Raw genomic sequence first — 26,796 nt, 5'->3', positions numbered from 1 at the left:
CCCCTGTGCCGTGAAGTCGACGCATGTCCCGCCTTGCCCAGGGGGTGAAGGCCCGATTCGGGCTGCGCAGTGCGACCGAGCCGAAGCGAACGGTATTCCTGCGGCCTGTGTGGGAGGCGGCACTTCCGCCCCACAGGGACTCATGTGACACTGTCGTCCCGTCCGCCGTGCGGGCCTGATCCGCACCGTCCGTCCCCCCACGAGAAGGGCGCCGTGCGTTCCCTACCTCTGCCCCTCGCCCTGACCGCACGCCTGTCGCCGGTGGCCGTGCTCGCCGTGGCGGGCTGGGCGCTGTCGTCCGGTCCGCTCACCGCGCCGCAGGCCGCCGAGCACACCTCGGCCGAAGAGAAGACCGGGACGCGGTCCGCGTCCGGGCCGTCGACCTCGACCGAGTCGAAGGCGTACACGGCCGCGCCCGCCCCGTGCGAGAGCGTCACCGAGAAGACCGTCACGTCCCTGGTGCCGGGCGTCAAGAAGACCGGCAAGGAGATCCCGTCCACGGACTCCGCGTTGCGCCGCACCTGCTCCTGGAACGCGCTGAAGGGATACGACTACCGCTGGCTCGACGTCTCCTTCGAGATCATGGCGTCGGACGAGGCCGCGCAGAAGTCGTACACGGCACGCACCGAGGAGAAGAGCGGCGGAGGGGACGTCCCGGGGCTGGGCGACAGCGGCTACTCCGTCGTGAACCTGACCACCGAGGACAAGCAGGAGACCCGCGAGGGCACGGTCGTCGCCCGTGCCTCCAACGCGCTGGTCGTCGTCACGTACAACGGCAGTGACTTCGAGTCGAAGAAGGCGCCCGACACGGACACCATCAACAAGGGCGCCCTCAAGGCCGCGAAGGAAGCGGTCGCCGCGCTGGAGGACGGTGGCGGCAAGGGCTGACCGCCCTCCGGCGCCCGCGTGTTCCGTCAGACGGTGGTCCGGTTCCGGCCCGTCGCCGCCATCAGCACCAGGTACAGCAGCATCGACGTACCCAGGCCCACCGCCCAGCCGTAGTCGGCCAGACCGGCCAGTGCCGGGACGGGACGGCCGTCGATCAGCGGGGCGAAGCTCGCGCCGCCGACGGCCAGGACGCCGCCGGCTACGAAGGCGACGACGGCCCGCCAGTTCCAGCCGCCCGCGTACCAGTAGCGTCCGCCCGTGCGGTACAGGTCGGCCAGGTCCAGCCGGGACCGGCGCAGGATCCAGTAGTCGGCGATGAGGATGCCCGCGACGGTGCCGAGCAGGCCGCCGACCAGGCCGAGCCAGGTGAAGATGTAGCCCTGCGGGTCGGAGTACAGCTTCCAGGGGAAGATGAGCACGCCGAGCACGCAGGTGGCGAGGGCGCCCGCCCGGAAACTGATCTTCCGCGGGGCGATGTTGGAGAAGTCGAACGCCGGCGAGACCAGGTTGGCCGCGACGTTGACGGACAGCGTCGCCACCAGGACCGTGACGAGGGCGAAGAGCAGGCCCACCGTGTTGTCGGCCTTGGCGGCGAGTTGCACCGGGTCCCAGATGGCTTCGCCGTAGACGGCCTGGGATCCCGAGGTGACCATCACCGACAGGAACGCGAAGAGCGTCATCGTCGTCGGCAGGCCGAGCGCCTGGCCCCAGGTCTGCGCCTTCTGGCTCTTTCCGTAGCGCGTGAAGTCCGGGATGTTCAGCGACAGCGTGGACCAGAAGCCGATCATGCCCATGAGGGCGGGTGCGAACAGCTTCCAGAAGTCGGCGCCCCAGCCGAGCTTGGACGGCTGGTCGAGCAACGGCCCGAACCCGCCCGCCTTGCCGCTCATCCACCACAGCATCACGAACGCCCCGACCAGCACGAAGGGCGCCGCCCAGTTCTCGAAGCGGCGGATCGTCTCCATGCCCCGGTAGATGATGACGACCTGGAGGGCCCAGAAGATCGCGAACGACAGCCACATGGTCCAGGCGTACCCGCCGACCTTCGCGGCGTCCGTCCAGCCGGTGCCGATCAGCTTGCCGGCCAGGAAGTAGATGGCCTCGCCGCCGATCCAGGTCTGGATGCCGAACCAGCCGCACGCCACCAGCGCCCGTACGACGGCGGGCAGGTTGGCCCCGCGGACACCGAAGGAGGCCCGGGCGAAGACGGGGAAGGGTATGCCGTACTTCGGTCCGGCGTGCCCGGTGAGCAGCATCGGTATCAGCACGACGACGTTGGCCAGGGCGATGGTGAACACCGCCTGCTTCCAGTCCATGCCGACGGCGATCAGACCGGAGGCCAGGGTCCAGGAGGCCGTGTTGTGGGCCATGCCGACCCACAGCGCGGAGAAGTTGTACGTGGTCCAGGTACGCCCCTCGACGGGGACCGGCAGCAGGTCCGCGTTGGCGTAGCGGCCGGTCGGTGCGGGGGCGCCCGGGGCGATCTCCACCCGGCCGTCGGCGAGGGTGACTTGTGAGGTCGGCGGTGTGGCCGTGGGAGCGGTGTCGGTCATGGGCCAGGCCAATCAGGGGAGGCGGGACGGGAAAGGCCATGCGGGTGACGCCGATGGGGGGTGCGCTCGGGAGCGTCCTGGGCCCCCTCCCGGGCCGCCGGGAAGGGGGAGTTCGAGAGGAGTCCTGCGAGGGAGGGGTCAGCCGTTGACGGCCGGGATCACCCGCGATCCGTACGCGTCGATCACGGCCTCCTGCGCGTCGTGCATGTCGTAGACGGCGAACTGGTCCACGCCGAGCGCGCGCAGCGCGTTCAGCTTCTCGATGTGCCGCTCGACCGGGCCGATCAGGCAGAACCGGTCGACGATCTCGTCGGGCACGAACTGGGCGTCGGGGTTCCCGCTGCGCCCGTGGTGGGAGTAGTCGTACCCCTCGCGCGCCTTGATGTAGTCGGTGAGTTCGTCGGGGACGGCGGCGGAGTGCTCCCCGTACTTGGCCACCAGGTCGGCGACGTGGTTGCCGACCATCCCGCCGAACCACCGGCACTGCTCGCGCGCGTGGGCGAGCGCCGCCGGCGAGTCGTCCTCGGTGACGTAGGCCGGGGCGGCCACGCAGATGGTCACCTCCGCAGGGTCGCGCCCGGCGGCGACGGCCGCGTCCTTCACCGCCTTGACCATGTACTCGGTCAGGTACAGGTCGGACAGCTGGAGGATGAATCCGTCGGCCTCCTCGCCGGTCATCTTCAAGGCCTTGGGACCGTACGCGGCCATCCACACGGGCAGTTCGGCGTCCGGCTTGATCCAGGGGAACCGGACGACGGTGCCGCCGCCGAGGTCGGCCTCGCGGCCGCTGCCGAGGTCCCGGATGACCTTCATGGCCTCGCTGATCCGGGCCAGCGTGTTCGGCTTGCGGCCGGCCACGCGCATCGCGGAGTCGCCGCGCCCGATGCCGCAGACCGTGCGGTTGCCGAACATGTCGTTGAGGGTGGCGAAGGTGGAGGCGGTGACCTCCCAGGTGCGGGTGCCCGGGTTGGTCACCATCGGCCCGACCTTCAGCTTCGAGGTGTTGGCCAGGATCTGGCTGTAGATCACGAACGGCTCCTGCCACAGCACGGCGGAGTCGAAGGTCCAGCCGTACGAGAAACCGTTGCGCTCCGCGCGCTTCATCAGGCTGATCACCCGCGAGGCCGGCGGGTCGGCCTGCAGGACGAGTCCGAAGTCCATCTGCGCCACTCCTAGTTGAGGTACTGACAGGTGGATCGCGGGGTGAAGACGCCGTGTCCGGCGTGACCGGTGTACTCCCGCTCGGTGATGACGGGCACGCCGCGCGAGAGGACCGTCTCGACCCGGCCGGTGACGCGCCTGCCCTCGTACGCCGAGTAGTCGACGTTCATGTGGTGCGTCTCGGCCGACATGACCTGCTCGGCGTGCGGGTCGTAGATGACGACGTCGGCGTCGGCGCCCGGCGCGATGGTGCCCTTCTTCGGGTACAGGCCGAACATCCGGGCCGGGGTGGCGCAGGCGATCTCGATCCAGCGGCGGCGCGAGATGTGCCCGTCGAGGACCGCCTGGTGGAGGAGGTCCATACGGTTCTCGACGCCCGGGAGGCCGTTGGGGATCTTGGAGAAGTCGCCGCGGCCGAGTTCCTTCTGGCCGACGAAGCAGAAGGGGCAGTGGTCGGTGGAGACGACCTGGAGGTCGTTCGTCCTGAGCCCCCGCCACAGGGCGGCCTGGTGTTCGCGGGGCCGCAGCGGTGTGCTGCACACGTACTTGGCGCCCTCGAAGTCCGGCTCGGCGAGGTTGTCGGTGGACAGGAACAGGTACTGCGGGCAGGTCTCGCCGAAGACGTTGAGCCCCTCGTCACGGGCCCGGGCCAGCTCGGCGACCGCCTCCGTCGCCGAGACGTGCACGACGTACAGAGGGGCGCCCGCGACCTGGGCGAGCTTGACGGCGCGGTGGGTGGCCTCGGCCTCCAGCAGGGCCTTGCGGACCTCGCCGTGGTAGCGCGGGTCGGTCTCGCCGCGGGCCAGCGCCTGCTCCACCAGGACGTCGATGGCGATGCCGTTCTCGGCGTGCATCATGATCAGGCCGCCGTTCTCGGCGGAGCGCTGCATGGCGCGCAGGATCTGACCGTCGTCGGAGTAGAACACCCCCGGGTAGGCCATGAACTGCTTGAAGGAGGACACGCCCTCCTCGATCAGCAGGTCCATCTCCTTGAGCGTCTCCTGGTTCACGTCGGAGACGATCATGTGGAAGCCGTAGTCGATCGCGCAGTTGCCCTCGGCCTTGGCGTGCCAGGTGTCGAGGCCCTCGCGCAGGGTGTGGCCGACGCTCTGCACGGCGAAGTCGACGATCGTCGTCGTGCCGCCCCAGGCGGCGGCGCGGGTGCCGGTCTCGAAGGTGTCGGAGGCGAAGGTGCCGCCGAAGGGGAGCTCCATGTGGGTGTGGGCGTCGACGCCGCCGGGGATGACGTACTTTCCTTGGGCGTCGATGACCCGGTCGGCGGTGAAGGATTCTGCTGCGGGGGTGTTGGAGGTCGCGAGGGCGGCGATTCGGCCGTCCTCGATCAGGACGTCGGCGTGGATCTCGTCGGATGCGGTGATGACGAGGCCGCCGCGGATGACTGTACGGCTGCTCATGTCGTGGTCGCTCCTCGCGGTGGATGCGTGCCGGTTGTCGGTGGTTGCTCGCGCCCGCGCGGCGGTAGCTGCATGTCGGATACAGCCCCGCGCCCCTAAAGGGCCGTCAGCGGGCCGTACGTTCCGGGGGCCCGGTCCCGGTAGAACTGCCAGCGGTCGCGGACCTCTCGGAGTTTGGCCATGTCCAGGTCGCGGACGACCAGTTCCGGTTCCTTGTCGCTCGCCACCTCGCCGACGAACTGGGCCTCCGGGTCGACGAAGTACGAGGTCCCGTAGAAGTCGTTGTCGCCGTACTCCTCGACACCGACCCGGTTGATCGCGCCGACGAAGTACTCGTTGGCCACGGCCGCGGCCGGCTGTTCCAGCTGCCAGAGGTAGCCGGAGAGGCCGCGGGAGGTGGCCGAGGGGTTGAAGACGATCTCCGCGCCCGCGAGGCCGAGGGCCCGCCAGCCCTCGGGGAAGTGGCGGTCGTAGCAGATGTAGACGCCGACCCTGCCGACCGCCGTGTCGAAGACGGGCCAGCCGGAGTTGCCCGGGCGGAAGTAGAACTTCTCCCAGAATCCCCTGACCTGCGGGATGTGCGTCTTGCGGTACTTGCCGAGGTAGGAGCCGTCCGCGTCGATCACGGCGGCGGTGTTGTAGAGGACCCCGGGCTGCTCCTCCTCGTACATCGGCAGCACCAGGACGATGCCCAGTTCCTTCGCCAGTGCCTGGAAGCGGCGGACGATCGGGCCCTCCGGGATCTGCTCGGCGTACTCGTAGAAGGCAGGGTCCTGGACCTGGCAGAAGTACGGTCCGTAGAACAGCTCCTGGAAGCAGAGGACTTGGGCGCCCTGCGCGGCGGCGTCGCGGGCCGCCTGCTCGTGGACCTGGATCATCGACTCCTTGTCGCCGGTCCAGGCGGTCTGGAAGACGGCGGCACGGATCACTCGGCTCATCGGGACCTCCGGTCGCTCGGTGTGCCGTGAGCCTAGGGAGGGCGAAGGGCGTCGTTGAGTTGCACCGTGTCACGTCCCAGGGCGTGCGGCGTGTCACCGTGTCACTCTGCCGTGGACCCATGTGTCACCGCCGTTTCCCCAGGTGGTCGGGTGTTTCACTGCTGTTGCGCGTCGTGCGCGAGGAGCGCGATGTGCACCGAGGCGGCCTGCTCGAAGTCGTCGAGGTCCACGCCGAGACGGACCTGTATGGACTCCAGACGGCGGTAGAGGGCGGGCCGGGAGACGTGGTGGAGCAGGGCCGTGCGGGACTTGTTGCGGCCGGTGGCGAGGTAGGTGCGCAGGACGGACAGCAGGCCCTCGTCGGTCTCGCGCAGCAGCCCGTCCAGCTCCCGCTCCGCGAAGGACTGCACATGCGGGTCGTCCCGCAGCAGCCGGATCAGGCCCCGCAGGTGGACGTCCTTGAGGCGGACGACCGGCGGCAGTTCGAGGGCCGCGGCGGAGTCGGCGACGGCGTCCGCGACGTGCTGGGCCTCGCGCAGTCCGGTGGGCACGTCGTCCCAGTCGGCCCGGGGATCGGCCGCGGCGACGACCGTGCGGGCGGTGCCGGACTCGGTGCGCAGCCGGGTCGCGAAGTGCGTGGCGAGAGCGCCCGCGTCCTGGTCGCGGGCGAGGCTGAGCAGCACGGCGGTGGCGCCGTCGGCCAGTTCGGCGACCAGTCCGGGCAGGCCCAGCAGCCGCAGCAGCCGTTCCAGCCGGCCGGTGTCGCCGTCGCCGACGACCAGCGGCACGAACGTCCGCCGGTTCACCGGCAGCCCGGCCGCCCGCGCCCGGGGCAGCAGTTGCCGCGCCGGTACGACGCCGCTGACCAGGTCGGTGAGCAGACTCTGCGCGGACTGCTCCTCCCACGAGCAGGCGGCGCCGGCGAGCATGCGGTGCAGGACGAGGGCCTCGGCGGCCCGGTCGGCGAGCAGCCGTCCGGTGGCGGTGTCACCGCGGTAGCCGCAGAGCACGATCCGGCCCCACCGCTCCCCGCGCCCGCCCAGTTCCGCCCGGATCCAGCCGTCGCCCTCGGTGCCTCCGGCCTGGCGGGCGATGCGCTCCCAGTCGCGCAGCACGTCGTCCACGGCGGGCCGCTCCCCCGCGGTGCCGAGGACGCGGTGGGCGAGGTTGGTGACGACGACCGGGCAGGCTCCGTGCCGGGCGACCTCGTCGAGCAGGCGTTGCAGCGGGGCGCCGGCGGTGATGAGGGCGGTGAGTTCGGTGCGGACGGCCTCGGAGAGGCTGACGGCGGCGAACTTGCGCCGCACGAGCCGTGACTGGACCTCCTCGGTGAGCTCTGCGAAGGGGAAGGGCCGGTGCAGGACGACCATCGGCAGTCCGCACCGCTCGGCGGCCCGGCGCATCACGTCCGGCGGGGCGGGGAAGGCGCGGCCGAGTCCGAGGACGACGGCGGCGGCCTCCGCGCGGTGCAGCGAGCGGACGTACTCGGCCTGCTTGTCCTCGTCGCCGGCGAGGAGTACGCCGGTGGTGAGGACCATCTCGCCGCCGGTGAGCATCACGCCGACGTCGGCGGCCTCGGCGACGTGCACCCAGCGGACCGGCCGGTCGAGCTGGCTCGCACCGGCCACCACCTCGGGCTCCCCGGCGAGCACCCGCTCCAGGGTGAGGACCTGACGGACCGACAGCGCGGGTTCCAGGGAATCCAAGGTGATGGTCATGGCGCCGTATCCCTTGTTTCGGTCGTTCAGTCCACTGCTACTGGATGCTCCTCAGAGCGTTCTCGAGGATCGCGGCGCCTTCCTCGGCCTCCGCGACGTTGAGGGACAGCGGCGGGGCCACGCGCAGCGAACTGGTGTTGTGGCCGCCGCCCTTGCCGATCAGCAGGCCGCCCTCGCGGGCCGCCTCCAGGACGGCCGCGGCGGCCTTCGGGTCGGCGGTGTCGGTCCCCGGTTCGGTGATCTCGATGCCGATCATCAGGCCGCGTCCGCGTACCTCCCGTACGGCCGGCACCTGCGCGGCGGCGGCCCGCAGCCGCTCGATGAGCAGGCCGCCGACGCGCCGTGAGTTGCCCTGCAGATCGTGTTCCAGCAGGTAGTTGAGGTTGGCGAGCCCCGCCGCCATGGTGATCTGGGTGCCGCCGAACGTGGAGATGCTGTTGGAGTCCAGACAGTTCATGATCTCGGAGCGGGCGACGACACCGCCGATGGACATGCCGTTGCCGATGCCCTTGGCGAAGGTCAGGATGTCCGGCGGCCCGTTCTGCCCGTGGGCCTGCCAGCCCCAGAAGTGTTCGCCGGTGCGGCCCCAGCCGGTCTGCACCTCGTCGGCGATCCATAGGATGCCGCGCTCGTGCAGCACCTCACGGAACGCGGCGTACAGCCCGTCCGGCGGTGAGGTGAAGCCGCCGACGCCCTGGATGGGCTCGGCGATCAGCGCGGCCGGGGGGCGGGTGTGCCCGAGCAGGTCGACGAGGTCGTCGACGCAGGCCGCGATGAATTCGGCGTCACCGAGGGAGGCGTACGGGCCTCGGGTGCGTACGCCGCCGTGGACGTACAGCGTCTGCAGGGGTGACAGCGAGGTCGGGGACCAGCCGCGGTTGCCCGTGATGCCGACGGAGGTGAAGGAACGGCCGTGGTAGCTGTTGCGCATGGCCAGGATCGTGTTGCTGCGCCGGTACGCCGTGGCGAGCAGCAGGGCCGTGTCGTTGGCCTCGGTGCCGGAGGTGGTGAAGAAGACCCGGGCGTCCGGGATGCCGCTCAGCTGGGCGATGCGCTCGGCGAGTTCGACCATCGGGCGGTTGAGGTACAGGGTCGAGGAGTGGATGATCCGCCCGGCCTGCTCGCTCACCGCCTTCGTCACCTCGGGCAGCGCGTGCGCGGTCATGGTGGTGAGGATGCCGCCGAAGAAGTCGAGGTACCGGTTGCCCCGGGCGTCCCAGACGTGGCGGCCCTCGCCGTGGGTGATCTCGATGGGGTCCTCGTAGTAGAGGGCGAGCCAGTCGGGGAGCACGGCCCGGTGGCGGCCCAGCAGGTCGTCGGTCACGGCTGCACCAGCCCTTCGTAGGCGTCGGGGCGGCGGTCGCGGTAGAAGGCCCACTGCTGCCGCACTTCTTCGATGAGGTCGAGGTCGAGGTCCCGGACCACGAGCTCCTCCTTGCTGTCGCTGGCGACGTCCCCCACGAACTGCCCGCGCGGGTCGACGAAGTAGCTCGTGCCGTAGAAGTCGTTGTCGCCGTACTCCTCCTGGCCGACGCGGTTGATCGCGGCGACGAAGTACTCGTTGGCGACGGCCGCGGCGGGCTGCTCCAGCTGCCAGAGGTGGGAGGAGAGGCCGCGGTGGGTGGCGGAGGGGTTGTAGACCAGCTGGGCCCCGGCCAGGCCGAGCTGCCGCCAGCCCTCCGGGAAGTGGCGGTCGTAGCAGATGTAGACGCCGACCCGGCCGACGGATGTCTCGAAGACGGGCCAGCCGAGGTTGCCGGGCTTGAAGTAGTACTTCTCCCAGAAGCCCTTGACCTGCGGGATGTGGTGCTTGCGGTACTTGCCGAGGTAGCTGCCGTCGGAGTCGATCACGGCCGCGGTGTTGTAGTAGAAGCCGGACTGCTCGATCTCGAAGACCGGGACGACGATCACCATGCCGGTCTCGCGGGCGAGGGCCCGCATCCGGCGCACGGTGGGTCCGTCGGGTACGGGCTCGGCCCAGCGGTAGTGCTCGGGCTCCTGGACCTGGCAGAAGTAGGGGCTGTTGAAGACTTCCTGGAACCCGATGATCCTCGCGCCCCGGCGGGCCGCCTCGCGGGCGTGCTCCTCGTGTTTCGCCACCATGGACTCGGTGTCGCCGGTCCAGGTGGCCTGGACCAGAGCGGCACGTACGACGTTGGCCATGAGCTGCTCCTTCGACGCGACGTCAGCGCCTCTACGCCCGTAGAAACGGGCCGTAGAGCCACGAACGTAAGCCTCCGGCGAGGGCTTGCCAAGACCATCGTCCCCAACCCGCTGGGCCGACCGCCATTCGCACTCCTGTGGGTGAGTCGCCCGGGCCGCCGCGATTGTCGGTCAGGCGGGGAATCCGGCGACCCGGAGGGCGTGCACGAGATCCCACCGGCGCTCCTCCGACACGCCCTGGGCGGCCTCCAGCAGGAGCGGTACCAGGCGCCGTGGGTCGGGTTCCGCGCTGCGGGCCGCCTCCTCCGGGGTGCGGGCCCTGACGTAGGCGTCGAGCAGCGCACTCACCTCGCGGCGGCGTCCCTCGGCGACGAGCCCGAGCACGGCCCGCCCGACCTCGCCCGGGGGCCGGGCGACGCCCTGCCGCAGGATCTGCTGCCCGTCGCCCGCGCGCCCGGCCGCGCGCAACGCGTCCGCCGCGGCGACCAGCCGTCCGGCGGGCAGCGAGGCGGCCTCCCACAACAGCGTCTGCCAGTCGGCGCCCAGCCCGGCCCGCTCCAGTTCGTCCGCGAGCAGCGGGAACGTGGCCGGGGAGCAGTCCGCGGCCTCGACCAGCAGCGCGTGCGCCTCTCCGCTGCGCCCCTCGCCCCGCAACCGCGCGAGTGCCGCGACGGTCCGCGCGACCTCCCCGCGGTCTCCCACACCGATGGTTTCGGCCCGCGGCTCCGGGTGCTCCGCTCCCCCGCCTTCAGCGGCCCAGGCGAACCGCGCGCCGCGCGGGCTGCGGCCGGTGACGGGGGCGGGTTCGGGAAGGGTGGGCACGGCAGCGGGCGGTACGACGACGGGACCGGCCTCCTCGTCAGCCATCCCGGCGAAGCGCGCGCTGCCGCGACGGCGTTTGCGTTGCTTGGGGGTGGGCGGCCGGGGGTCCGGAGGTTCGGGGGTGGCGAACGACCGGGAGGCCGGAGACTCGGGGGTGGCGGACAGCGAGGCCGCGGGCGGCTGGGGCCTGGCGTCCGCCGACGCGGCGGCTTCCCCAGGGGCGCTCCAACCGGTCGCCTGCTCGTGCGGACGACCCTCCCGCCCCGGGGCCCCGCTCGCACGCCGCGCGCCGTCCGGACCGGAGTAGCCCGTCTCGTCCGGCAACTGCTCGGTGCGGTGCCATGACGGGGCGGGTGTTCCGGCGGCCGACGGGCCGCGGGGCCCTGGCCGGGCGGCCTCCTCCGCCGCCGCGAAGCGGCCGTCTGACGGGCGGTGCCGCGCTCCGTGCCCGCCTAGGACGTCGCGTCCATCCGCCACCGCCCCGTCCGCCCCGCCCCCGGCACCGCGGGGGCCCGGGGCGACCGGCGCGCCGGCACTCGGCGCACGCGAGGCGTCACCCGGTCCGCCCCCGTCACGCGCCGCGGAACCGGGCGCACCGTGCCCAACGGGACCGCGCCGCACGGCCGCGGCCTCGCGCTCGCGGCGGTCCAGGTCGGCCAGCCGGGCCCGGAGTTCCGCGCACCGCGCCGTCGCGCGTTCGTGGTCGTCGTGGGCCCAGGCCAGGTCGAGGCGGAGGCTGTCGGCCCGGTCGCGGGTGGTGGCCGAGGCGAGGAGGCGGGTCAGCTCGGCCTGACGGTCGGCGGCGTACCTCTGCTCGCGGAGCATGACGTCGATCCGGTCCCCGAGGGCGTCGCGGGCGCCCGGCCGGGTGTCGTACGCGGCGAGCGCGGACGCGTGCAGGGTCCGTGCGCGTTCCGCCTCCGGGCCGGCTCCCCCGGGGCCGTACTGCCCGGCGAGGTCGTGCAGCAGCGCCTCCACCACGTCCCAGGGCGGCAGTTCGCGCCCGTCGAGGCAGGCCCTCATCCCCTCCGGGTCACGCTGCCAGAACACCGCGCACCAGCCGCCGGACGGGTCCAGGCGTGCCAGCAGACCGTCCAGGTAGTGCGCGAACTCCCGTACTTCGGCCGGGAGTTGATCCGCTGCCATCGCTCGACTCCCGCGTCCGGACCGAAGGGCTCCGTCGAGTAGGCAACACCAGTCGTGTTACGGGCGTGCTACGGGGAGTTTTCACACGCGACGCAGGAGCCTCAGCGCTATGCCATCACACCGTCGTCAGACAGGGGTCAGTACGCACTGTCCCGCCAGTTCGTCCATGGACAGCCCTAGCACACCGGCCAGCGCGGCCACCGTGAAGAAGGCCGGGGTCGGAGCCCGTCCGGTCTCGATCTTCCGGAGGGTCTCCGCGGAGACGCCCGCGCGGGCGGCGATCTCCGTCATGCTCCGGTCGCCACGCGCCTCACGCAGCAGCTTGCCGAGCCGCTCGCCGCGTTCGCGCTCTTCGGGGGTGAGAGGGGTGCGCACCATGCCACCCATTCTAATACCGGTATAGTAATTGGCATGGTGGAGCTGAAGACCGACACATCGATCGATGCCATGTACGAAGCGGGCCAGGTCGTCGCCCGCGCCCTGACGGCAGCACGACAGGCCGCGGACGTGGGCGTCTCCCTGCTGGAACTGGACGAGGTGGCGCACGACGTGCTGCGCGAGGCGGGCGCGAAGTCCCCGTTCCTGGGATACCTGCCCTCGTTCGCGCCGACCCCCTTCCCCGCCGTCCTCTGCGCCTCGGTCAACGACGCGATCGTGCACGGCGTCCCGAACCGCTACCGGCTGCGCGACGGCGACCTCGTGTCCCTCGACTTCGGTGCCGAACTGGGCGGCTGGGTGGGCGACTCGGCGCTCAGCTTCGTCGTGGGCACACCGCGCGAGACCGATCTGCGCCTGATCGAGACCGCCGAGCGGGCCCTGGCGGCGGGCATCGAGGCGGCCGTCGTCGGCAACCGCATCGGAGACATCGCCCACGCGATCGGCACGGTGTGCCGCGCCGCGGGCTACGGCATCCCGGACGGTTTCGGCGGCCACGGCATCGGCCGCCGTATGCACGAGGACCCGTCCGTGCCGAACGAGGGCCGCCCGGGACGCGGGATGCGACTGCGGCACGGCATGGCGCTGGCCATCGAGCCCATGGTCATCGCAGGCGGCACGGACGGCTTCCACGCCGCCCCCGACGGCTGGACCCTGCGGACGGACGACGGCTCCCGCGCCGCCCACGCGGAGCACACGGTCGCGATCACGGACGCCGGGCCGAGGATCCTGACAGCACGCTGAACACCGAGCCGCCTGCCCCTGTTCAGCCACATATGTCCCGAAGGTGCCCTCCTCGGGCGATCGTGCGAAGGTGTTCTACGAGTGCGCCCCAGGTGTAACGGGCTGCCACCCGGGTTACCCGACCCCGGCACGTCGACCAGCGAGGGCGTCCCCCGCCCGGGCGCCGGGGACGCCGGGAACGGAAGGCCCATGAGCAGCGGCTTCACCAGCCCGGAGGGCTACGGCTCGGACCCCTTCGGAGAATTCCTCGCACGCTTCTTCGGCGGACCGCGTCCGAGTCCCCGGCAGATCGACCTCGGGCGGCTGCTCAGCCAGCCGGCCCGGGAGCTCGTCCGCGGCGCCGCCCAGTACGCCGCCGAGCACGGCAGCCGGGACCTGGACACACAGCACCTGCTGCGGGCGGCGCTCGCCACCGAGCCCACCCGGACCCTGCTCAGCAAGGCCGGGGCCAATCCGGACTCGATGGCCTCCCAGATCGACGAGCGGTCGGGCCCCACCCAGCACGGCCCGGACGACGCGCCGCCCCCGACCGCCCTCTCCCTCACACCCGCGGCCAAGCGGGCCCTGCTGGACGCGCACGAGCTGGCCCGGGCCCGCGGCTACGGCTCCATCGGCCCGGAGCACGTGCTCAGCGCCCTGGCCTCCAACCCCGACTCGGCCGCCGGGCACATACTGAACGCGGCCCGCTTCGCGCCGGCCGGCCCGCCCGAGGCACCGGAGGCCCCCCAGGCCGAACGGCCGCGCGTGACCAACACGCCGACCCTCGACAAGTACGGCCGCGACCTCACCGAACTGGCCCGGCAGGGCCGTATCGACCCGGTGATCGGCCGGGACCAGGAGATCGAGCAGACCGTCGAGGTCCTCTCCCGGCGCGGCAAGAACAACCCGGTGCTGATCGGTGACGCGGGCGTCGGCAAGACCGCCATCGTCGAGGGCCTGGCGCAGCGCATCTCCGAGGGGGACGTGCCCGACGTGCTGATCGGGCGCCGTGTCGTCGCGCTGGACCTGACGGGCGTGGTCGCGGGCACCCGCTACCGGGGCGACTTCGAGGAGCGGATGAACAACATCGTGAGTGAGATCCGCGCCCACTCCGAAGAGCTGATCATCTTCATCGACGAGCTGCACACGGTCGTGGGCGCCGGTGCCGGCGGCGGCGACGGCAGTTCCATGGACGCCGGCAACATCCTCAAGCCGGCCCTCGCCCGCGGCGAGCTGCACATCGTGGGCGCCACCACGCTGGAGGAGTACCGCCGGATCGAGAAGGACGCGGCACTGGCCCGCCGCTTCCAGCCGATCATGGTGCCGGAGCCGACCGCGGCGGACGCGATCGAGATCCTGCGTGGTCTCCGCGACCGCTACGAGGCACACCACCAGGTCCGCTACACCGACGAGGCCCTGGTGGCGGCCGTGGAACTCTCGGACCGCTACCTCACCGACCGCCGGCTGCCCGACAAGGCCATCGACCTGATCGACCAGGCCGGTGCCCGGGTGCGGCTGCGGGCCCGCACCAAGGGCACGGACATCCGGGCCATGGAGCGGGAGCTGGAAGAGCTGACCCGGGACAAGGACCAGGCGGTCGCGGACGAGCAGTACGAGCAGGCCACCCAGTTGCGCGACCGGATCGCGGACGTGAAGCGGCGGATCACCGAGGCCGGTGGCGACGGCGAGATCGACGAGGGCCAGGACCTGGTGGTCGAGGCCGAGGCGATCGCCGAGGTGGTGTCCCGCCAGACCGGCATCCCGGTCAGCAGCCTCACCCAGGAGGAGAAGGACCGGCTCCTGGGCCTGGAGGACCATCTGCACCAGCGGGTCGTCGGCCAGGACGAGGCCGTGCGGGTCGTCTCCGACGCGGTGCTGCGCTCCCGCGCCGGTCTGGCGAGCCCCGACCGGCCGATCGGCAGCTTCCTCTTCCTCGGCCCGACCGGCGTCGGCAAGACGGAGCTGGCCCGGGCGCTCGCCGAGGCGCTGTTCGGCAGCGAGGACCGCATGGTCCGCCTCGACATGAGCGAGTACCAGGAGCGGCACACCGTCAGCCGTCTGATCGGCGCCCCGCCCGGCTACGTCGGCCACGAGGAGGCCGGCCAGCTCACCGAGGTGGTCCGCCGCCACCCGTACTCACTCCTGCTGCTGGACGAGGTCGAGAAGGCCCACCCGGACGTCTTCAACATCCTGCTCCAGGTCCTCGACGACGGACGCCTCACCGACTCCCAGGGCCGCACGGTCGACTTCACCAACACGGTCATCGTGATGACCAGCAATCTCGGCTCCGAGGCGATCACCCGCCGCGGCGGCGCCCTGGGCTTCGCCTCGGGCGGCGCCGACGCGGACGAGGAGGCCCGGCGCGAGCAGATCCTGCGCCCCCTGCGGGAGCACTTCCGCCCCGAGTTCCTCAACCGCATCGACGAGATCGTCGTCTTCCGCCAGCTCACCACGGAACAGCTGCGCCGGATCACCAACCTGCTGCTGGACCGCACCCGTTCCCTCGTCCAGGACAAGGGCATCACGGTGACCTTCACCGACCAGGCGGTGGAATGGCTGGCCGACCACGGCTACCAGCCGGAGTACGGCGCGCGCCCACTGCGCCGCACCATCCAGCGCGAGGTGGACAACGAACTGTCCCGGCTGTTGCTGGACGGCAGGGTCGAGGAGGGCGGCCGGGTGACGGTGGACGTAAAGGACGGCCACTTGGCGTTCCAGACGCAGAGCTCGGCATCGCCTTCTTAGGGGCGCGGGGCTGTGTCGATGTGCGGCTCCGCCGCGTGTGCGCGACCAGCCCCCACGCACCCGCAGACGAAAGCGGTCAACGCACCACCATCGCCGATCCCCCACCCCGCCGCACAGTCTCAGCGGCTGCCAGCCACTTCCCACCGGGCAGCCGCTGAACCCCGGTAGCCGCACCGATCTCCGGGTTGACCTTGAAGGAATGCCCGATCGCCTCGAGCTGCTTCCGCAACCCGGCGTTGTCGTACAGCCCCGGCTCCAGCTCCGTCTGCGCGGCGTTGCGCTGACTGGCCCGGGGCGCCGCGATCGCGTCGACCAGCGGCAGCCCCCGGTCCAGGAACCCGACGAGCGTCTGCAGCACGGTCGTGATGATGGTCGCCCCACCCGGCGACCCCAGCGCCACCACGGGCTTGTCGTGCCGGTCGAGCACGATCGTCGGCGAGATCGAGGAACGGGGCCGCTTCCCCGGCCCCGGCAGGTTCGGGTCGTGCACGGCGGGGTTCGCCGGGGTGAAGGAGAAGTCCGTCAGCTCGTTGTTGAGAATGAACCCGCGCCCCGGCACGGTGATGCCGCTGCCGCCCGTCTGCTCGATGGTGAGCGTGTAGGCGACGACGTTCCCCCACTTGTCGGCCACGGTCAGGTGCGTGGTGCTGTCGCCCTCGTAGGTCGTGGGAGCAGCCGTACCGCCGGAGCCGCACCGCTCGGGATGACGAGGATCGCCGGGCGCCACCGGGCTGGTGAGCACCGCGTCGTCCTTGATGAGGCACTCACGCGAGTCGGCGAACCTCTGGGACAGCAACTCCTTCGTCGGCACGTCCTCGAACGCGGGGTCGCCCACCCAGCGCCCCCGGTCCGCGAACGCGATCCGACTGGCCTCGATGAAGCGGTGCAGGTACTTCGCCTCGCTCGCCTTCGACAGGTCGGTCCGCTCCAGGATGTTGAGCGCCTCGCCCACCGTCGTCCCCCCGGAGGAGGACGGCGCCATGGAGTAGACGCCGAGACCGTGGTACGAGGTCCTGGTCGGCGCCTGGAGCTTGGTGCGGTACGCCGCGAGGTCCTTCGCGGACAGGTCGCCCGGCCGGGCGTTCCAGCCCGAGCCGGGGTCCACCGGGGGCTTGTTGACCGTGTCGACGATCTCCCGCCCCAGCGAGCCGCGGTAGAGCTCCCCGACACCCTTGCGCCCCAACTCGGCGTAGGTGCGGGCGAGATCGGGGTTCTTGAAGGTGGATCCGACGACAGGGAGCTGTCCGCCGGGCAGGAACAGCCGGGCGGTCTCCGGGAAGTAGCGGAAGCGCGTCTCGTTGGACGCGGTCTGCGAGCGGAAGGTGTCGTCGACCGTGAAGCCGTCGCGGGCGAGCCGCTCGGCCGGCTTCAGGACACTGGCGAGCCGTTCGCTGCCCCACTGGTCGAGGGCCGTCTGCCAGGTGGCGGGCGTGCCGGGGGTGCCGACGCTCAACCCGCTGCTGACGGCGTCGGCGAACGGGATGGGCTTCCCGTTCTCGGTGAACAGGTCCTTGCCGGCGCTGAGCGGAGCGGTCTCGCGGCCGTCGATGGTGCGCACCTTGCGGGACTTGGCGTCGTAGTAGACGAAGTAGCCGCCTCCGCCGATGCCGGCCGAGTAGGGCTCGGTGACGCCGAGCGCGGCTGCGGTGGCGACGGCCGCGTCGACGGCGTTGCCGCCCTTGCGCAGGACCTCGATGCCGGCGGCCGAGGCGTCGGGGTCGACGCTGGAGACGGCGCCGCCGTAGCCGACGGCCAAGGGAGATTTCTCCTCACCGGTGTGCCGCGCGGTCGGCGGCGCCGCCGCTCCCACCGACACCACCACGGCGGCCGAAACCGCCAGGACCGTCAGATTCCGTGCGACAGGGCGACGCATCCGCACCTCCAGTCAAAGGCCGTTCGCGCAGCTTAATTCATGGCCAGGGGCGCGTCAGGCACACGTCGAACACCGGTGCGTCGGGCCCGCTACCATGCGCGGCCATGAATGACGACGTGCGCAACATCGTCCTGGGCGTGGTCGCGGCGGGGGTCAGTGCCGCGATCGGCTGGGTGGCCCGCACCTACCTGTGGAAGCGCAGGCTGCGCCGGAAGCAGGCCTTCTTCGGGCTGCCCGACAACTCCGAATCACTCCTGGTGGTGAACCGGGGTGCCGGGGGACCCGAGTTCGCGGTGATGCGCTACGACGTGTTCGCACTCCTCGAACTCGCCGCGCTGATCAAGGACTGCAACGCCCACGCCCAGATACTCCCGCACGACACGGCACGTCAGGGCTTCGGCGAGCGCACCGAGTTCTGCGTCGGCGGACCGGCGTCCAACCGCCGTATGGCCGCCCACCTGTCCTCCCTGCTCCCCGGGGTACGGGTGAACGTCGACGCCGAACCGGGCCCGGACCGGGGCTCGTTCCAGGTCGGTTCCGAGCGCTACCGCGTGGAGAACGGGAGGGAGGAGTACGCGCTGCTCGCGCGGCTCACCGCGGACCGGAGTCAGAACATACGCCCCGTCTTCCTCTTCTGCGGTCAGACATCGATCACCAACCAGGCGGCCACCCGCTACCTCGCCCGCAACCACGCACGGCTGGCCCGCAAGTACGGCAACGGCTCCTTCGTGCTGCTGCTGAAGGTGATCAACTCGCAGGCGTACGGCCCGGACGTCGTCGAGCTGGTGGAGGACGTGACCCGGGCGGCACAGACCCCGCTGCCCGCGGCCGAGACTCCACGCAACAGCCACCGGTCCTCCTGAGGTCCTCCACTTCTCAACAATCGTTACTGGCACGTAACTTACCGACGGGTTACCAGCGGTAAGGAGGCGAGGTTACCGTCTGGTCACTTTGCACTGACACGAGTGAGGAGTGACCCGTGGGACTCCACCGCAAGGCCCTGCGCACCACCGCCGTAGGCGCGGTCTCGGCGACCCTGGTCGCCGGCACGGCCCTCGGGCTCGCCCCCACCGCACAGGCGGCCGCGAACCCGGTCCGGTTCGTCGACATCACCGGCGACGGCGGCACCGTCCTCAAGGCCAACGTCGTCACCCCGGCCGGCGCCGACGGCACACGCCGCTATCCGCTGCTCGTCATGCCCACGAGCTGGGGGCTGCCCCAGGTCGAGTATCTGGCGCAAGCACAGAAGCTCGCCGACTCCGGGTACGTCGTGGTCACGTACAACGTGCGCGGTTTCTGGCAGTCGGGCGGCGAGATAGAAGTCGCCGGCCCGCCCGACGTGGCCGACGCCTCGAAAGTCATCGACTGGGCGCTCACCCACACCCCCTCGGACGCCGGGCACATCGGCATGGCGGGTGTCTCCTACGGGGCCGGCATCAGCCTGCTCACGGCCGCCCAGGACAAGCGGGTGAAGGCCGTCGCCTCACTGAGCGGCTGGGCCGACCTGATCGGCTCGATCTACTCCGGGCGCACCCAGCACGTCCAGGCATCGGCCCTGCTGGACGGCGCGAGCCTGGTCACGGGAAGGCAGAGCGCCGAACTCCGGCAGGTCTTCGACGACTTCTACGCCTCCAACCTGGCGAAGGAGCCGGAGCTCGTCGCCTGGGGGAAGAAACGTTCCGCTGTGACCTACGTCGACCAGATCAACAGCAACGGCGCGGCGGTCATGCTCGCCAACGCCTGGGGCGACACCGTCTTCCCGCCCAACCAGTACGCCGACTTCTACGAGAAGCTGACCGGCCCGAAGCGCCTGGAGATGCGTCCCGGGGACCACGCCACGGCCGAGCTGACCGGCCTGTTCGGGTTGCCCAACGATGTGTGGAAGGACACCGAGCGCTGGTTCGACCACTACCTCAGGGGCGAGGACAACGGCATCGACCGTGAACAGCCCGTCCAGCTCAAGTCCCGCTCCTCCGGCGGCTACGAGGGCTACCCCGACTGGAAGTCGGTCGCCGCGACGGACCGGAAGATCGGCCTCACGGGCACCACCACGATCCGCGCCAACGTGAACTCGGGCGCCGACGGCGGGATCGTCTTCCTGTCCAGCATCCTCGACCAGGTGGCCCAGCTGCCGCCGATGGCCTCCATCCCCCTGCTCCCCCGCCGCTGGGCCGCCGTATGGCAGTCGGAGAAGTACGCCGCGGCCCAACAGGTGCGCGGGACGGCGAAGGTGCACACGACCGTCACCCCGACCAAGGAGAGCGGCACCCTCGTCGCCTACCTCTACGACGTGGGGCCGCTCGGCCTCGGCAAGCTGGTCACCAACGCGCCGTACACCTTCCACGGGCGCACCCCCGGGAAGGCGTTCGGCGTCGACCTGGAGCTGTACTCCACGGCCTACGACGTCCCGGCCGGGCATCGCCTCGCCCTGGTCGTCGACACGGTCGACCCGCTCTACATCGAGCACAACCCGTCCGGCGCGCAGCTGACCTTCTCCTCGCCGCCGAACGACCCGTCGTACGTGTCGGTTCCGCTGCGCGAGCAGTGATCTCCGGCTGCCGCCGGACGGGCCTGGCCGATGTGAACCGCCGCCCCCGTGGCCCGGAAGGGCCGTGGGGGCCGCGCCCGGCGGGCAATGACCCGCGGACCGGACGGGCGGTCTGCTCGTCCCCGGCGGGATCGGCGGATTTCGGCGAAGTCCCCCTCTCCGACAGGGATGAAGGACACATCGTAGTCGAGGTCCGGCACGATGAGCTGTCCGGCTCCTGCCCGTTCAGTGCTTGAGGATCTTGGAGAGGAAGTCCTTGGCGCGGTCGCTGGTGGGATTCGTGAAGAACTCGTCGGGCGTGCGGTCCTCGACGACGCGGCCGTCGGCCATGAAGACCACCCGGCCCGCGGCCGAGCGGGCGAAGCCCATCTCGTGGGTGACGACGATCATGGTCATGCCCTCGCGGGCCAGTTGTTTCATGACCTCCAGCACCTCATTGATCATCTCCGGGTCGAGGGCGGAGGTCGGCTCGTCGAAGAGCATCGCCTTGGGCTCCATGGCGAGAGCGCGGGCGATGGCCACGCGCTGCTGCTGGCCGCCGGAGAGCTGCGCCGGGTACTTGTCCGCCTGGTTCGCGACACCGACCCGGTCGAGGAGTTCACGGGAGCGCCGGTCGGCGTCCTCCTTCCGGCGTCCGCGGACCTTGACCTGTCCCAGGGAGACGTTCTGCAGGACGGTCTTGTGGGCGAAGAGGTTGAACGACTGGAAGACCATGCCGACGTCGGCGCGCAGCCGGGCCAGGGGTTTGCCCTCCCCCGGCAGGGGCCGGCCGTCCAGGACGATCTCGCCGGACTCGATCGTCTCCAGGCGGTTGATCGCCCGGCACAGGGTCGACTTCCCCGACCCGGAGGGGCCGATGACGACGACCACTTCTCCCCTGCCGACGGTGAGGTCGATGTCCTGAAGGACATGCAGCTCCCCGAAGTGCTTGTTGACTTCACGCAGCTCGATCAGCGGATCCACGGCCATACTCAGCCCTACTCACTCTCAGCTGTGTGGTGGTTGCCGCAACGTATCCAGGCAAGATCGAACGTGTGGGGGCGACACGCACCTTTCGATCATTAGCCGTATTTACGGCGGACCTTGCTCACGCCTCCGCTACTTCCGCGTACAGCTGGGACAGCTCGGGCACCCCGTTCGCGGCCCACTCGTGGCCGGAGTCCACGACGTCGAACTCCCGGCCGGAGGCGAGCCGCACGACGGGCTGCCCGTCGGACCGGATCTCCCAGGCGGCTCCCGGCACGGTGCGCACGAGGACGGTGCCCAGGTAGAGCCCGGCGTCGTTACCGAGCCAGTGCAGGATCTCCTCGTCGTCCCGCCAGCGCGGCACCAGCTGGTCCAGCGCCTCCAGCGAGGCCACCGAGTCGTCCAGCCGGACATCCGCCCGGGACGCCTGGGAGCGGAGCAGTTCGCACTCGGCGAGGAGCTCCGCGATGCCCGCCGGATCGGGGAACCCGAGCTTCTGGCGCCGGTGGCCCAGGAAAGGGATGTTCATACGCCCAGCGTGTCATTCGTACCGGCGTACGCACCACAGGGCGCGCGGACCGCCTGTTGCGGTCGAGTTCCCGCCGAGTTCGCGCACGGTTCGTTGACGAGTCCCTGATGTCTCCCTAGCTTCACCGTGCACCAGCTTCACCGTACGTCAGCCGCACCGTGCGTCGTGTTGTCGGTCGAGCGGGAGGAGTCGGCCGTGGGCCGATGTGTTCGGGGGGTTCTGTCCGTCCTGGCCCTGTGCGTGGCCCTGTGCGGGTCCGTACTGCCGTCGGCGCCGGCGCAGGCCGCCGAGGAGCGGCGGGCCGCGCCGGTGCCGCTGGAGAGGCTGTTCGACAACGTCGCGGTCAGCGACGACGACCGGCCCGGCCTGGCCGACTTCGACGGGTCCGGCGCCTCCCTGTCGGCGCGGGACCTCGCCGCGGCGGGCTGGAAGCCGGGCCGCGCCCTCACCGTCCAGGGGGCCCGGCTGACCTGGCCGCGGCGGCAGCCCGGCGAGCCGGACAACGTCCGCGCGGCCGGGCAGGAGGTACGCGTGGCGGGGCGCGGGGACGCCCTCGCCTTCCTGGTGGCGGGCACCACGGGCACGGAGGTGGGCGGCGCGGGCACGGTCACCTACGCGAACGGCACCCGCTCCGGGTACCCGCTGACCGCGCCGGACTGGCGTACCGGGCCGCTCGCCACGAAGGCGGTGGCGCTGCCGCACATCAACACACCGGGCGGGCAACTCGCCGAACGGGCACGCCTGTACGTGGTGACGGTGCCGCTGGTGCCGGGGCGGGCCGTCGCCTCGGTCCGGCTGCCGCGCGCGGCCGGACTGCACGTCTTCGCGGTGACGGTACGGGCCGCCACGCAGGGCTGGACGGGCAGCTGGACGACGTCGACCGGTGGCTACGGCGCCGTGGGGCCCTGGACGGACCGGACGCTGCGGCTGGTCGTGCACACGTCGGCCGGTGGGCCCCGGGTGCGGGTGCGGTTCGACAACACCTTCGCGGCGGAGCCGGTGCGGATCGGGAGCGCGACGGTCGCCGTGCGGGCCTCGGGCGCCGCGGCACAAGGGACGCCGGTGCCGCTCGCCTTCGGTGGTGCGGCCGGCGTGGAGATCCCGGCCGGCGCCCAGGCCCACAGCGACCCGCTGGGCTTCGCGGTGCCGGCGGACGGCGATCTGCTGGTGAGCTTCCATCTGCCCGGTTCGGTGCCGGCGGCGCCCGTGCACCGGCTCGCGCAGCAGCGGTCCTACGTCAGCGTGCCGGGCGACCACGCGGCGGACGGTACGGCGGCGGCCTACACGTCGATGATCACGAGCTGGCCGCTGCTCACCGGGGTCGATGTGAGCGGCGGTCCCGGGTCCGTGGTGCTGCTCGGGGACTCGATCACCGACGGCGACAAGTCCACGGTGGACGCGAACCGGCGGTGGCCCGACGTGCTGGCCGGCCGGCTGCGCCGGCAGGCCGTGGTCCCGCCCTACGGGGTGCTGAACCAGGGCATCTCGGGCAACCGTGTGGTCACCGACCGGTATCCCGGCGACGGGGTGTCCACGGACGGGGCCGGGGTGAGCGCCCTGCACCGGTTCGACCGGGACGTGCTCGCCCAGACGTCGGCACGTACGGCGGTCGTCTTCGAGGGCGTCAACGACCTGCGGTGGGGCACCCCGGCGGAGCAGGTGATCATGGGGCTGTCGGAGCTGGCGGAGCGCGGGCACGCCCGGGGTCTCAGGATGCTCGGGACCACGATCCTGCCCTGTGAGGGCGAGGCGCGGTGCACGGCCGCCGTCGACGCCGAGCGGGTGGCGGTCAACGAGTGGATCCGGGGCGGCGGGGTCTTCGACGGCGTGCTCGACTTCGATGCCGTCGTGCGAGACCCCGCCCACCCGTCGCGCATCCTCGCCGCGTACGACAGCGGGGACCATCTGCATCCGGGGGACGCGGGCCTCGCCGCCATGGCCGAGTCGGTCGACCTGTCGCTGCTCGTGCCGTGACCGGGGGCCCCGCTCAGACGTCCAGGTCGACGACGACCGGCGCGTGGTCCGAGGCGCCCTTGCCCTTGCGCTCCTCGCGGTCCACGTACGCGTCCTCGACCGCCTTGGTGAACGGTTCGTTCGCGTACACCAGGTCGATGCGCATGCCGCGGTTCTTCGGGAAGCAGAGCTGGCGGTAGTCCCAGTACGTGAACGGGTGCTCGTACTTGAGGGGCCGCGGGACCACGTCCGACAGGCCCGCCTCGCGCAGGGAGGCCAGGGCGGCGCGCTCGGCCGGGGTGACGTGGGTGGAGCCGACGTAGGCGGCCGGGTCGAAGACGTCGTCGTCCGTCGGCGCCACGTTGTAGTCGCCCATCACCGCGAAGGGGCGGCTGCCCGCCGCGTCACCCGCGACGGCGGCCTTGAGGGCCTCGAACCACTGGAGCTTGTACGCGTAGTGCGGGTGGTCCACCTCACGGCCGTTCGGCACGTAGACCGACCAGACGCGGAGCGGGCCGCAGGTCGCCGAGATGGCACGGGGCTCGACCGAGCCGTCGAAGCCGGGGTCGCCGGGCAGGCCCTTGACGACATCCTCGATGCCGACGCGGGAGAGCACCGCCACGCCGTTCCACCGGCCGGTGGCGTGGACCGCCGACTCGTAGCCCAGTTCGCGCAGTTGCTCCGTGGGGAACTGCTCCTCGGCGACCTTGGCCTCCTGGAGGCACAGCACGTCTGTGCCGCTGCTCTCCAGCCAGGCCAGGAGCCTCGGCAGGCGCGCGGTGATCGAGTTCACGTTCCAGGTCGCGATGCGCATGCCCCACAACCTACCCGGCGGGTCCGACAACGCCGTCCCGGCCTCAGAGGTCGGCCGACGTCCCGGGGGTGAGCCGCAGGTGCTCCGCGCCGCCGAGCTGCCCGATCTGGCGGTCGTAGACCGGGCGGGCCAGGTCGGTGAGCAGGGCGTCGTGAATGTCGTAGGCGCGCTGCGGCTTCACCTCGCGGACGTAGTCGATGACCTCGGAGATCTTGCTCCAGGGGGCCATGACCGGCAGCATCAGCGTCTCCACCGGATGGTCCGGGACGGTGAGGGCGTCGCCGGGGTGGAAGACCTTGCCGCCGTCGACGAGGTAGCCGACGTTGGTGATGCGCGGGATGTCCGGGTGGATCACCGCGTGGAGCTCGCCGTGGACCTGGATGTCGAAGCCGGCGGCGGTGAAGGTGTCGCCGTGGCCGACGGTGTGGACGCGGCCGGGGAACGCCGGAGAGATCTTCTCCGCGACGGACCCCAGGGTCCAGATCTCGGCGGCCGGGTTGTGCTCCATCGCGGCGCGCAGCCGGGACTCGTCGAAGTGGTCGGGGTGCTCGTGGGTGACGAGGATCGCGTCCGCGCCGAGCGCGGCGTCCTGCTCGCTGAACCCGCCCGGGTCGAGGACGAGGGTCCGGCCGTCCTTCTCCAGGCGGACGCAGGCGTGCGACATCTTCGTGAGCTTCATGACTCCATCCTGCCTCCGCGCCCGGCGCGGGCTCACTCCTGGGGCGTGGTCTCCTCACGGATGACCTGCTGGGCGACCTTGAACGCGCTGTTCGCCGCCGGCACGCCGCAGTAGACGGCCGCCTGGAGGAGCACTTCCTTGATCTCGGCCGGGGTGAGGCCGTTGCGCAGGGCGGCTCTGGTGTGGAAGGCCAGTTCGTCCAGGTGGCCGCCGGCGACCAGGGCGGTGAGGGTGACGCAGCTGCGGGTGCGCCGGTCCAGGCCGGGGCGGTCCCAGATCTCGCCCCAGGCATAGCGGGTGAGGAACTCCTGGAAGTCCCCGGAGAAGTCGTCGGCCTGTGCCAGCGCCCGATCGACGTGGGCGTCGCCCAGCACCTCGCGGCGCACCTTGAGCCCGGCGTCGTAGGGGTCGGGCCGGCCCTGGGCCTGCGGCGGGATCGCGACCGGGGCGATCTCGGCGACGGGCCCGGTCTGCAGGGGCTGCGGCGGGGCGGGCGACAGGACCGGCTTGACGGCGGCCGCGGGCAGGGCCGTCTGGCCGGTGGAGGTCTCGTAGGCAGGCTGCCAGGCGGTGGAGAAGTGCCGTACCAGGAGGTCGGTGACCGCCGCGGGCTGCTCCACCGGCACCAGGTGGGAGGCGCCGGGGACGACGGCGAGGCGGGCGTCCGGGATCCCGGCTACCAGGGTGCGGGCCTCGGCGGGGCCGGTGACCTGGTCGTCCGAGCCGACGAGGACCAGGGTCGGCACGCCGACGCGGCCGAGCTCGGACCGGACGTCGAACGAGGCGAGCGCCTCGCAGGCGGCGATGTAGCAGCCGGGGTCCGTGGTGCGCACCATCTGCACGGCCCACTCGGTGATCGCGGGCTGCGCGGCGGCGAACCCGCCGGTGAACCAGCGCTCGGGCGCGGTGCGGGCGATGGGGTCGAGGCCGTTGGTCCGGACGATCACGCCTCTCTGCCGGAACTCGTCGGCCGTGCCGAAGCGGGGCGAGGCGGCGATCAGCGCGAGGGAGGCGAGCCGCTCGGGGTGGCGCAGGGCCAGCTGGATGCCGACGGCGCCGCCGAGCGCACAGCCCGCGTAGCCGAAGCGCTGCACGCCGAGCCCCTCGAGGGTGGTCAGGAGCCGGGTGGTGAGGTCGGTGACCGAGCCCGCCGGGTACGCGGGCGCGCCGCCGTGCCCCGGCAGATCGAACCGGAACACGCGCCACTGCTTGGTCAGCTCGGGAATCTGGCGGTCCCACATGTGCCATGTGGTACCCAGTGAGGGACCCAAGATCAGGACGGGAGCCTCTTCTGGCCCGTCAAAGCGGTATTGCAGGGTGTTCGGTGGTGTCTCGCTCACCCGTCTGAGCCTCTCATCTGTCACGACAGCCCCTATGAGCGGGGTGCTGGTTGTGGCTGTTTGACCAGGTGGAAGACCTCCCGGGCTGCGTAGCGTTTGAGGCAACGGACGATTTCGCGTCGGGTCTTGCCCTCCTTGATGCGGCGCTCGTAGTAGTCCCGGGTGCGCGGGTCGTGTCCACTCCCAAAACCACCTCCCCCGCAGGGCGACGACGGCAGGTCTGCGGAGCAGGCGGCGCACTGGGAATGGTCGATCTGGACATGCCCGTTCCCCTTCCCGTCCTGCGGCGCGTTGCGTTGCCGGCACCGGGCCGCGTCGGGCGGTCAGAATCGTGAGGACGCCACAACGATCGGCAGGCCCCTATCGGGACACGCCCCGCCAGCCCGG

At 71.5% G+C, this 26,796-nt stretch carries 21 protein-coding genes; 6 read left to right on the top strand and 15 right to left on the bottom strand.

Annotated elements, in window-relative coordinates; translation table 11 throughout:
• Nucleotides 1-213: 213 nt before the first annotated feature.
• Nucleotides 214-888 (top strand): hypothetical protein, encoded by a 675-nt coding sequence (locus tag ABZ016_RS20185; protein WP_356917993.1) that lies wholly within the window; start codon nucleotides 214-216, stop codon nucleotides 886-888.
• Between the two features lie 26 nt (nucleotides 889-914).
• Here the strand turns inward: ABZ016_RS20185 and ABZ016_RS20180 are convergent, their stop codons facing one another.
• The 9 genes from ABZ016_RS20180 to ABZ016_RS20140 all read right to left on the bottom strand — a co-directional run bounded on the left by ABZ016_RS20180 (nucleotide 915) and on the right by ABZ016_RS20140 (nucleotide 12,182).
• A complete protein-coding gene (locus tag ABZ016_RS20180) occupies nucleotides 915-2,441 on the bottom strand; it encodes an NCS1 family nucleobase:cation symporter-1 (RefSeq protein WP_356917992.1) in 1,527 nt (508 codons plus the stop codon).
• Nucleotides 2,442-2,579: 138 nt separating this feature from the next.
• Nucleotides 2,580-3,602 (bottom strand): TIGR03842 family LLM class F420-dependent oxidoreductase, encoded by a 1,023-nt coding sequence (locus tag ABZ016_RS20175; RefSeq protein WP_356917991.1) that lies wholly within the window; start codon nucleotides 3,600-3,602, stop codon nucleotides 2,580-2,582.
• 11 nt (nucleotides 3,603-3,613) lie between these two features.
• Nucleotides 3,614-5,017, bottom strand: coding sequence for a dihydropyrimidinase (gene hydA / locus ABZ016_RS20170; RefSeq protein WP_356917990.1), 1,404 nt, complete (start codon nucleotides 5,015-5,017; stop codon nucleotides 3,614-3,616).
• A gap of 95 nt (nucleotides 5,018-5,112) precedes the next feature.
• Nucleotides 5,113-5,955 carry a nitrilase-related carbon-nitrogen hydrolase gene (locus ABZ016_RS20165; RefSeq protein ID WP_356917989.1) on the bottom strand — a complete coding sequence of 281 codons (843 nt, stop codon included), beginning with the start codon at nucleotides 5,953-5,955 and terminating at the stop codon, nucleotides 5,113-5,115.
• Nucleotides 5,956-6,110: 155 nt separating this feature from the next.
• Nucleotides 6,111-7,673, bottom strand: coding sequence for a PucR family transcriptional regulator (locus ABZ016_RS20160; protein WP_356917988.1), 1,563 nt, complete (start codon nucleotides 7,671-7,673; stop codon nucleotides 6,111-6,113).
• Nucleotides 7,674-7,710: 37 nt separating this feature from the next.
• Nucleotides 7,711-8,997, bottom strand: coding sequence for an aspartate aminotransferase family protein (locus tag ABZ016_RS20155; RefSeq protein WP_356917987.1), 1,287 nt, complete (start codon nucleotides 8,995-8,997; stop codon nucleotides 7,711-7,713).
• On the bottom strand, nucleotides 8,994-9,836 hold the full coding sequence (locus ABZ016_RS20150; RefSeq protein WP_356917986.1) for a nitrilase-related carbon-nitrogen hydrolase: 843 nt from the start codon (nucleotides 9,834-9,836) through the stop codon (nucleotides 8,994-8,996). The genes ABZ016_RS20155 and ABZ016_RS20150 overlap by 4 nt, the downstream gene beginning before the upstream one ends.
• A 171-nt stretch (nucleotides 9,837-10,007) precedes the next feature.
• On the bottom strand, nucleotides 10,008-11,804 hold the full coding sequence (locus ABZ016_RS20145; RefSeq protein WP_356917985.1) for a hypothetical protein: 1,797 nt from the start codon (nucleotides 11,802-11,804) through the stop codon (nucleotides 10,008-10,010).
• 126 nt (nucleotides 11,805-11,930) lie between these two features.
• Complete coding sequence (locus ABZ016_RS20140; RefSeq protein WP_356917984.1) at nucleotides 11,931-12,182, bottom strand: helix-turn-helix transcriptional regulator; 252 nt, start codon at nucleotides 12,180-12,182, stop codon at nucleotides 11,931-11,933.
• 33 nt (nucleotides 12,183-12,215) lie between these two features.
• On the opposite strand from ABZ016_RS20140, the gene map reads away from it, so the two are divergent.
• Both map and ABZ016_RS20130 read left to right on the top strand, forming a co-directional pair.
• Entirely contained in the window at nucleotides 12,216-12,983 is a 768-nt protein-coding gene (gene map, locus ABZ016_RS20135) for a type I methionyl aminopeptidase (RefSeq protein WP_356917983.1), read from the top strand.
• 189 nt (nucleotides 12,984-13,172) lie between these two features.
• Nucleotides 13,173-15,707: an ATP-dependent Clp protease ATP-binding subunit gene (locus ABZ016_RS20130; protein ID WP_356917982.1), complete on the top strand. Its 2,535-nt coding sequence runs from the start codon at nucleotides 13,173-13,175 to the stop codon at nucleotides 15,705-15,707.
• 76 nt (nucleotides 15,708-15,783) lie between these two features.
• Here the strand turns inward: ABZ016_RS20130 and ggt are convergent, their stop codons facing one another.
• Nucleotides 15,784-17,580, bottom strand: a complete 1,797-nt coding sequence (ggt, locus tag ABZ016_RS20125) for a gamma-glutamyltransferase (RefSeq protein ID WP_356917981.1) — start codon at nucleotides 17,578-17,580, stop codon at nucleotides 15,784-15,786.
• Nucleotides 17,581-17,684: 104 nt separating this feature from the next.
• Between ggt and ABZ016_RS20120 the strand changes: the two genes are divergently transcribed.
• Entirely contained in the window at nucleotides 17,685-18,443 is a 759-nt protein-coding gene (locus tag ABZ016_RS20120; protein WP_356917980.1) for a hypothetical protein, read from the top strand.
• A gap of 116 nt (nucleotides 18,444-18,559) precedes the next feature.
• Nucleotides 18,560-20,128, top strand: coding sequence for a CocE/NonD family hydrolase (locus ABZ016_RS20115; protein ID WP_356917979.1), 1,569 nt, complete (start codon nucleotides 18,560-18,562; stop codon nucleotides 20,126-20,128).
• A 225-nt stretch (nucleotides 20,129-20,353) separates the two neighbouring features.
• Here ABZ016_RS20115 and ABZ016_RS20110 read toward each other — a convergent pair whose 3' ends face one another.
• Together ABZ016_RS20110 and ABZ016_RS20105 are read right to left on the bottom strand one after the other, a co-directional pair.
• Nucleotides 20,354-21,097: an amino acid ABC transporter ATP-binding protein gene (locus ABZ016_RS20110; protein WP_356917978.1), complete on the bottom strand. Its 744-nt coding sequence runs from the start codon at nucleotides 21,095-21,097 to the stop codon at nucleotides 20,354-20,356.
• 118 nt (nucleotides 21,098-21,215) lie between these two features.
• The gene (locus ABZ016_RS20105; protein ID WP_356917977.1) at nucleotides 21,216-21,623 is read right to left on the bottom strand and encodes a DUF6278 family protein; all 408 of its coding nucleotides are present in this window, start codon (nucleotides 21,621-21,623) and stop codon (nucleotides 21,216-21,218) included.
• Nucleotides 21,624-21,842: 219 nt separating this feature from the next.
• Between ABZ016_RS20105 and ABZ016_RS20100 the strand changes: the two genes are divergently transcribed.
• Entirely contained in the window at nucleotides 21,843-23,597 is a 1,755-nt protein-coding gene (locus ABZ016_RS20100) for an SGNH/GDSL hydrolase family protein (protein WP_356918026.1), read from the top strand.
• Between the two features lie 13 nt (nucleotides 23,598-23,610).
• On the opposite strand, the gene ABZ016_RS20095 is transcribed toward ABZ016_RS20100, so the two are convergent.
• From ABZ016_RS20095 to pcaC, 3 genes are read right to left on the bottom strand one after another with little or no spacing between them, the layout of a single operon-like run.
• On the bottom strand, nucleotides 23,611-24,390 hold the full coding sequence (locus ABZ016_RS20095; protein ID WP_356917976.1) for an exodeoxyribonuclease III: 780 nt from the start codon (nucleotides 24,388-24,390) through the stop codon (nucleotides 23,611-23,613).
• 43 nt (nucleotides 24,391-24,433) lie between these two features.
• Complete coding sequence (locus ABZ016_RS20090; protein WP_356917975.1) at nucleotides 24,434-25,069, bottom strand: MBL fold metallo-hydrolase; 636 nt, start codon at nucleotides 25,067-25,069, stop codon at nucleotides 24,434-24,436.
• A 32-nt stretch (nucleotides 25,070-25,101) separates the two neighbouring features.
• The gene (gene pcaC, locus ABZ016_RS20085; protein WP_356917974.1) at nucleotides 25,102-26,409 is read right to left on the bottom strand and encodes a 4-carboxymuconolactone decarboxylase; all 1,308 of its coding nucleotides are present in this window, start codon (nucleotides 26,407-26,409) and stop codon (nucleotides 25,102-25,104) included.
• Between the last annotated feature and the right edge of the window lie 387 nt (nucleotides 26,410-26,796).

The sequence above is a fragment of the Streptomyces sp. NPDC006372 genome (assembly GCF_040612515.1).
GTDB lineage: Bacteria > Actinomycetota > Actinomycetes > Streptomycetales > Streptomycetaceae > Streptomyces.
The sequence above is the reverse complement of the archived record's forward strand: the minus strand, read 5'-3'. Positions and strand labels throughout refer to the sequence as shown.

Bases quoted from the DNA above. Each gene is read 5' to 3' on its own strand.
- ABZ016_RS20180 (WP_356917992.1), bottom strand. From the start codon at position 2,441: ATGACCGACACCGCTCCCACGGCCACACCGCCGACCTCACAAGTCACC.
- ABZ016_RS20175 (WP_356917991.1), bottom strand. From the start codon at position 3,602: ATGGACTTCGGACTCGTCCTGCAGGCCGACCCGCCGGCCTCGCGGGTG.
- hydA (WP_356917990.1), bottom strand. From the start codon at position 5,017: ATGAGCAGCCGTACAGTCATCCGCGGCGGCCTCGTCATCACCGCATCC.
- ABZ016_RS20165 (WP_356917989.1), bottom strand. From the start codon at position 5,955: ATGAGCCGAGTGATCCGTGCCGCCGTCTTCCAGACCGCCTGGACCGGC.
- ABZ016_RS20160 (WP_356917988.1), bottom strand. From the start codon at position 7,673: ATGACCATCACCTTGGATTCCCTGGAACCCGCGCTGTCGGTCCGTCAG.
- ABZ016_RS20150 (WP_356917986.1), bottom strand. From the start codon at position 9,836: ATGGCCAACGTCGTACGTGCCGCTCTGGTCCAGGCCACCTGGACCGGC.
- ABZ016_RS20145 (WP_356917985.1), bottom strand. From the start codon at position 11,804: ATGGCAGCGGATCAACTCCCGGCCGAAGTACGGGAGTTCGCGCACTAC.
- ABZ016_RS20140 (WP_356917984.1), bottom strand. From the start codon at position 12,182: ATGGTGCGCACCCCTCTCACCCCCGAAGAGCGCGAACGCGGCGAGCGG.
- map (WP_356917983.1), top strand. From the start codon at position 12,216: ATGGTGGAGCTGAAGACCGACACATCGATCGATGCCATGTACGAAGCG.
- ABZ016_RS20130 (WP_356917982.1), top strand. From the start codon at position 13,173: ATGAGCAGCGGCTTCACCAGCCCGGAGGGCTACGGCTCGGACCCCTTC.
- ggt (WP_356917981.1), bottom strand. From the start codon at position 17,580: ATGCGTCGCCCTGTCGCACGGAATCTGACGGTCCTGGCGGTTTCGGCC.
- ABZ016_RS20120 (WP_356917980.1), top strand. From the start codon at position 17,685: ATGAATGACGACGTGCGCAACATCGTCCTGGGCGTGGTCGCGGCGGGG.
- ABZ016_RS20110 (WP_356917978.1), bottom strand. From the start codon at position 21,097: ATGGCCGTGGATCCGCTGATCGAGCTGCGTGAAGTCAACAAGCACTTC.
- ABZ016_RS20105 (WP_356917977.1), bottom strand. From the start codon at position 21,623: ATGAACATCCCTTTCCTGGGCCACCGGCGCCAGAAGCTCGGGTTCCCC.
- ABZ016_RS20095 (WP_356917976.1), bottom strand. From the start codon at position 24,390: ATGCGCATCGCGACCTGGAACGTGAACTCGATCACCGCGCGCCTGCCG.
- ABZ016_RS20090 (WP_356917975.1), bottom strand. From the start codon at position 25,069: ATGAAGCTCACGAAGATGTCGCACGCCTGCGTCCGCCTGGAGAAGGAC.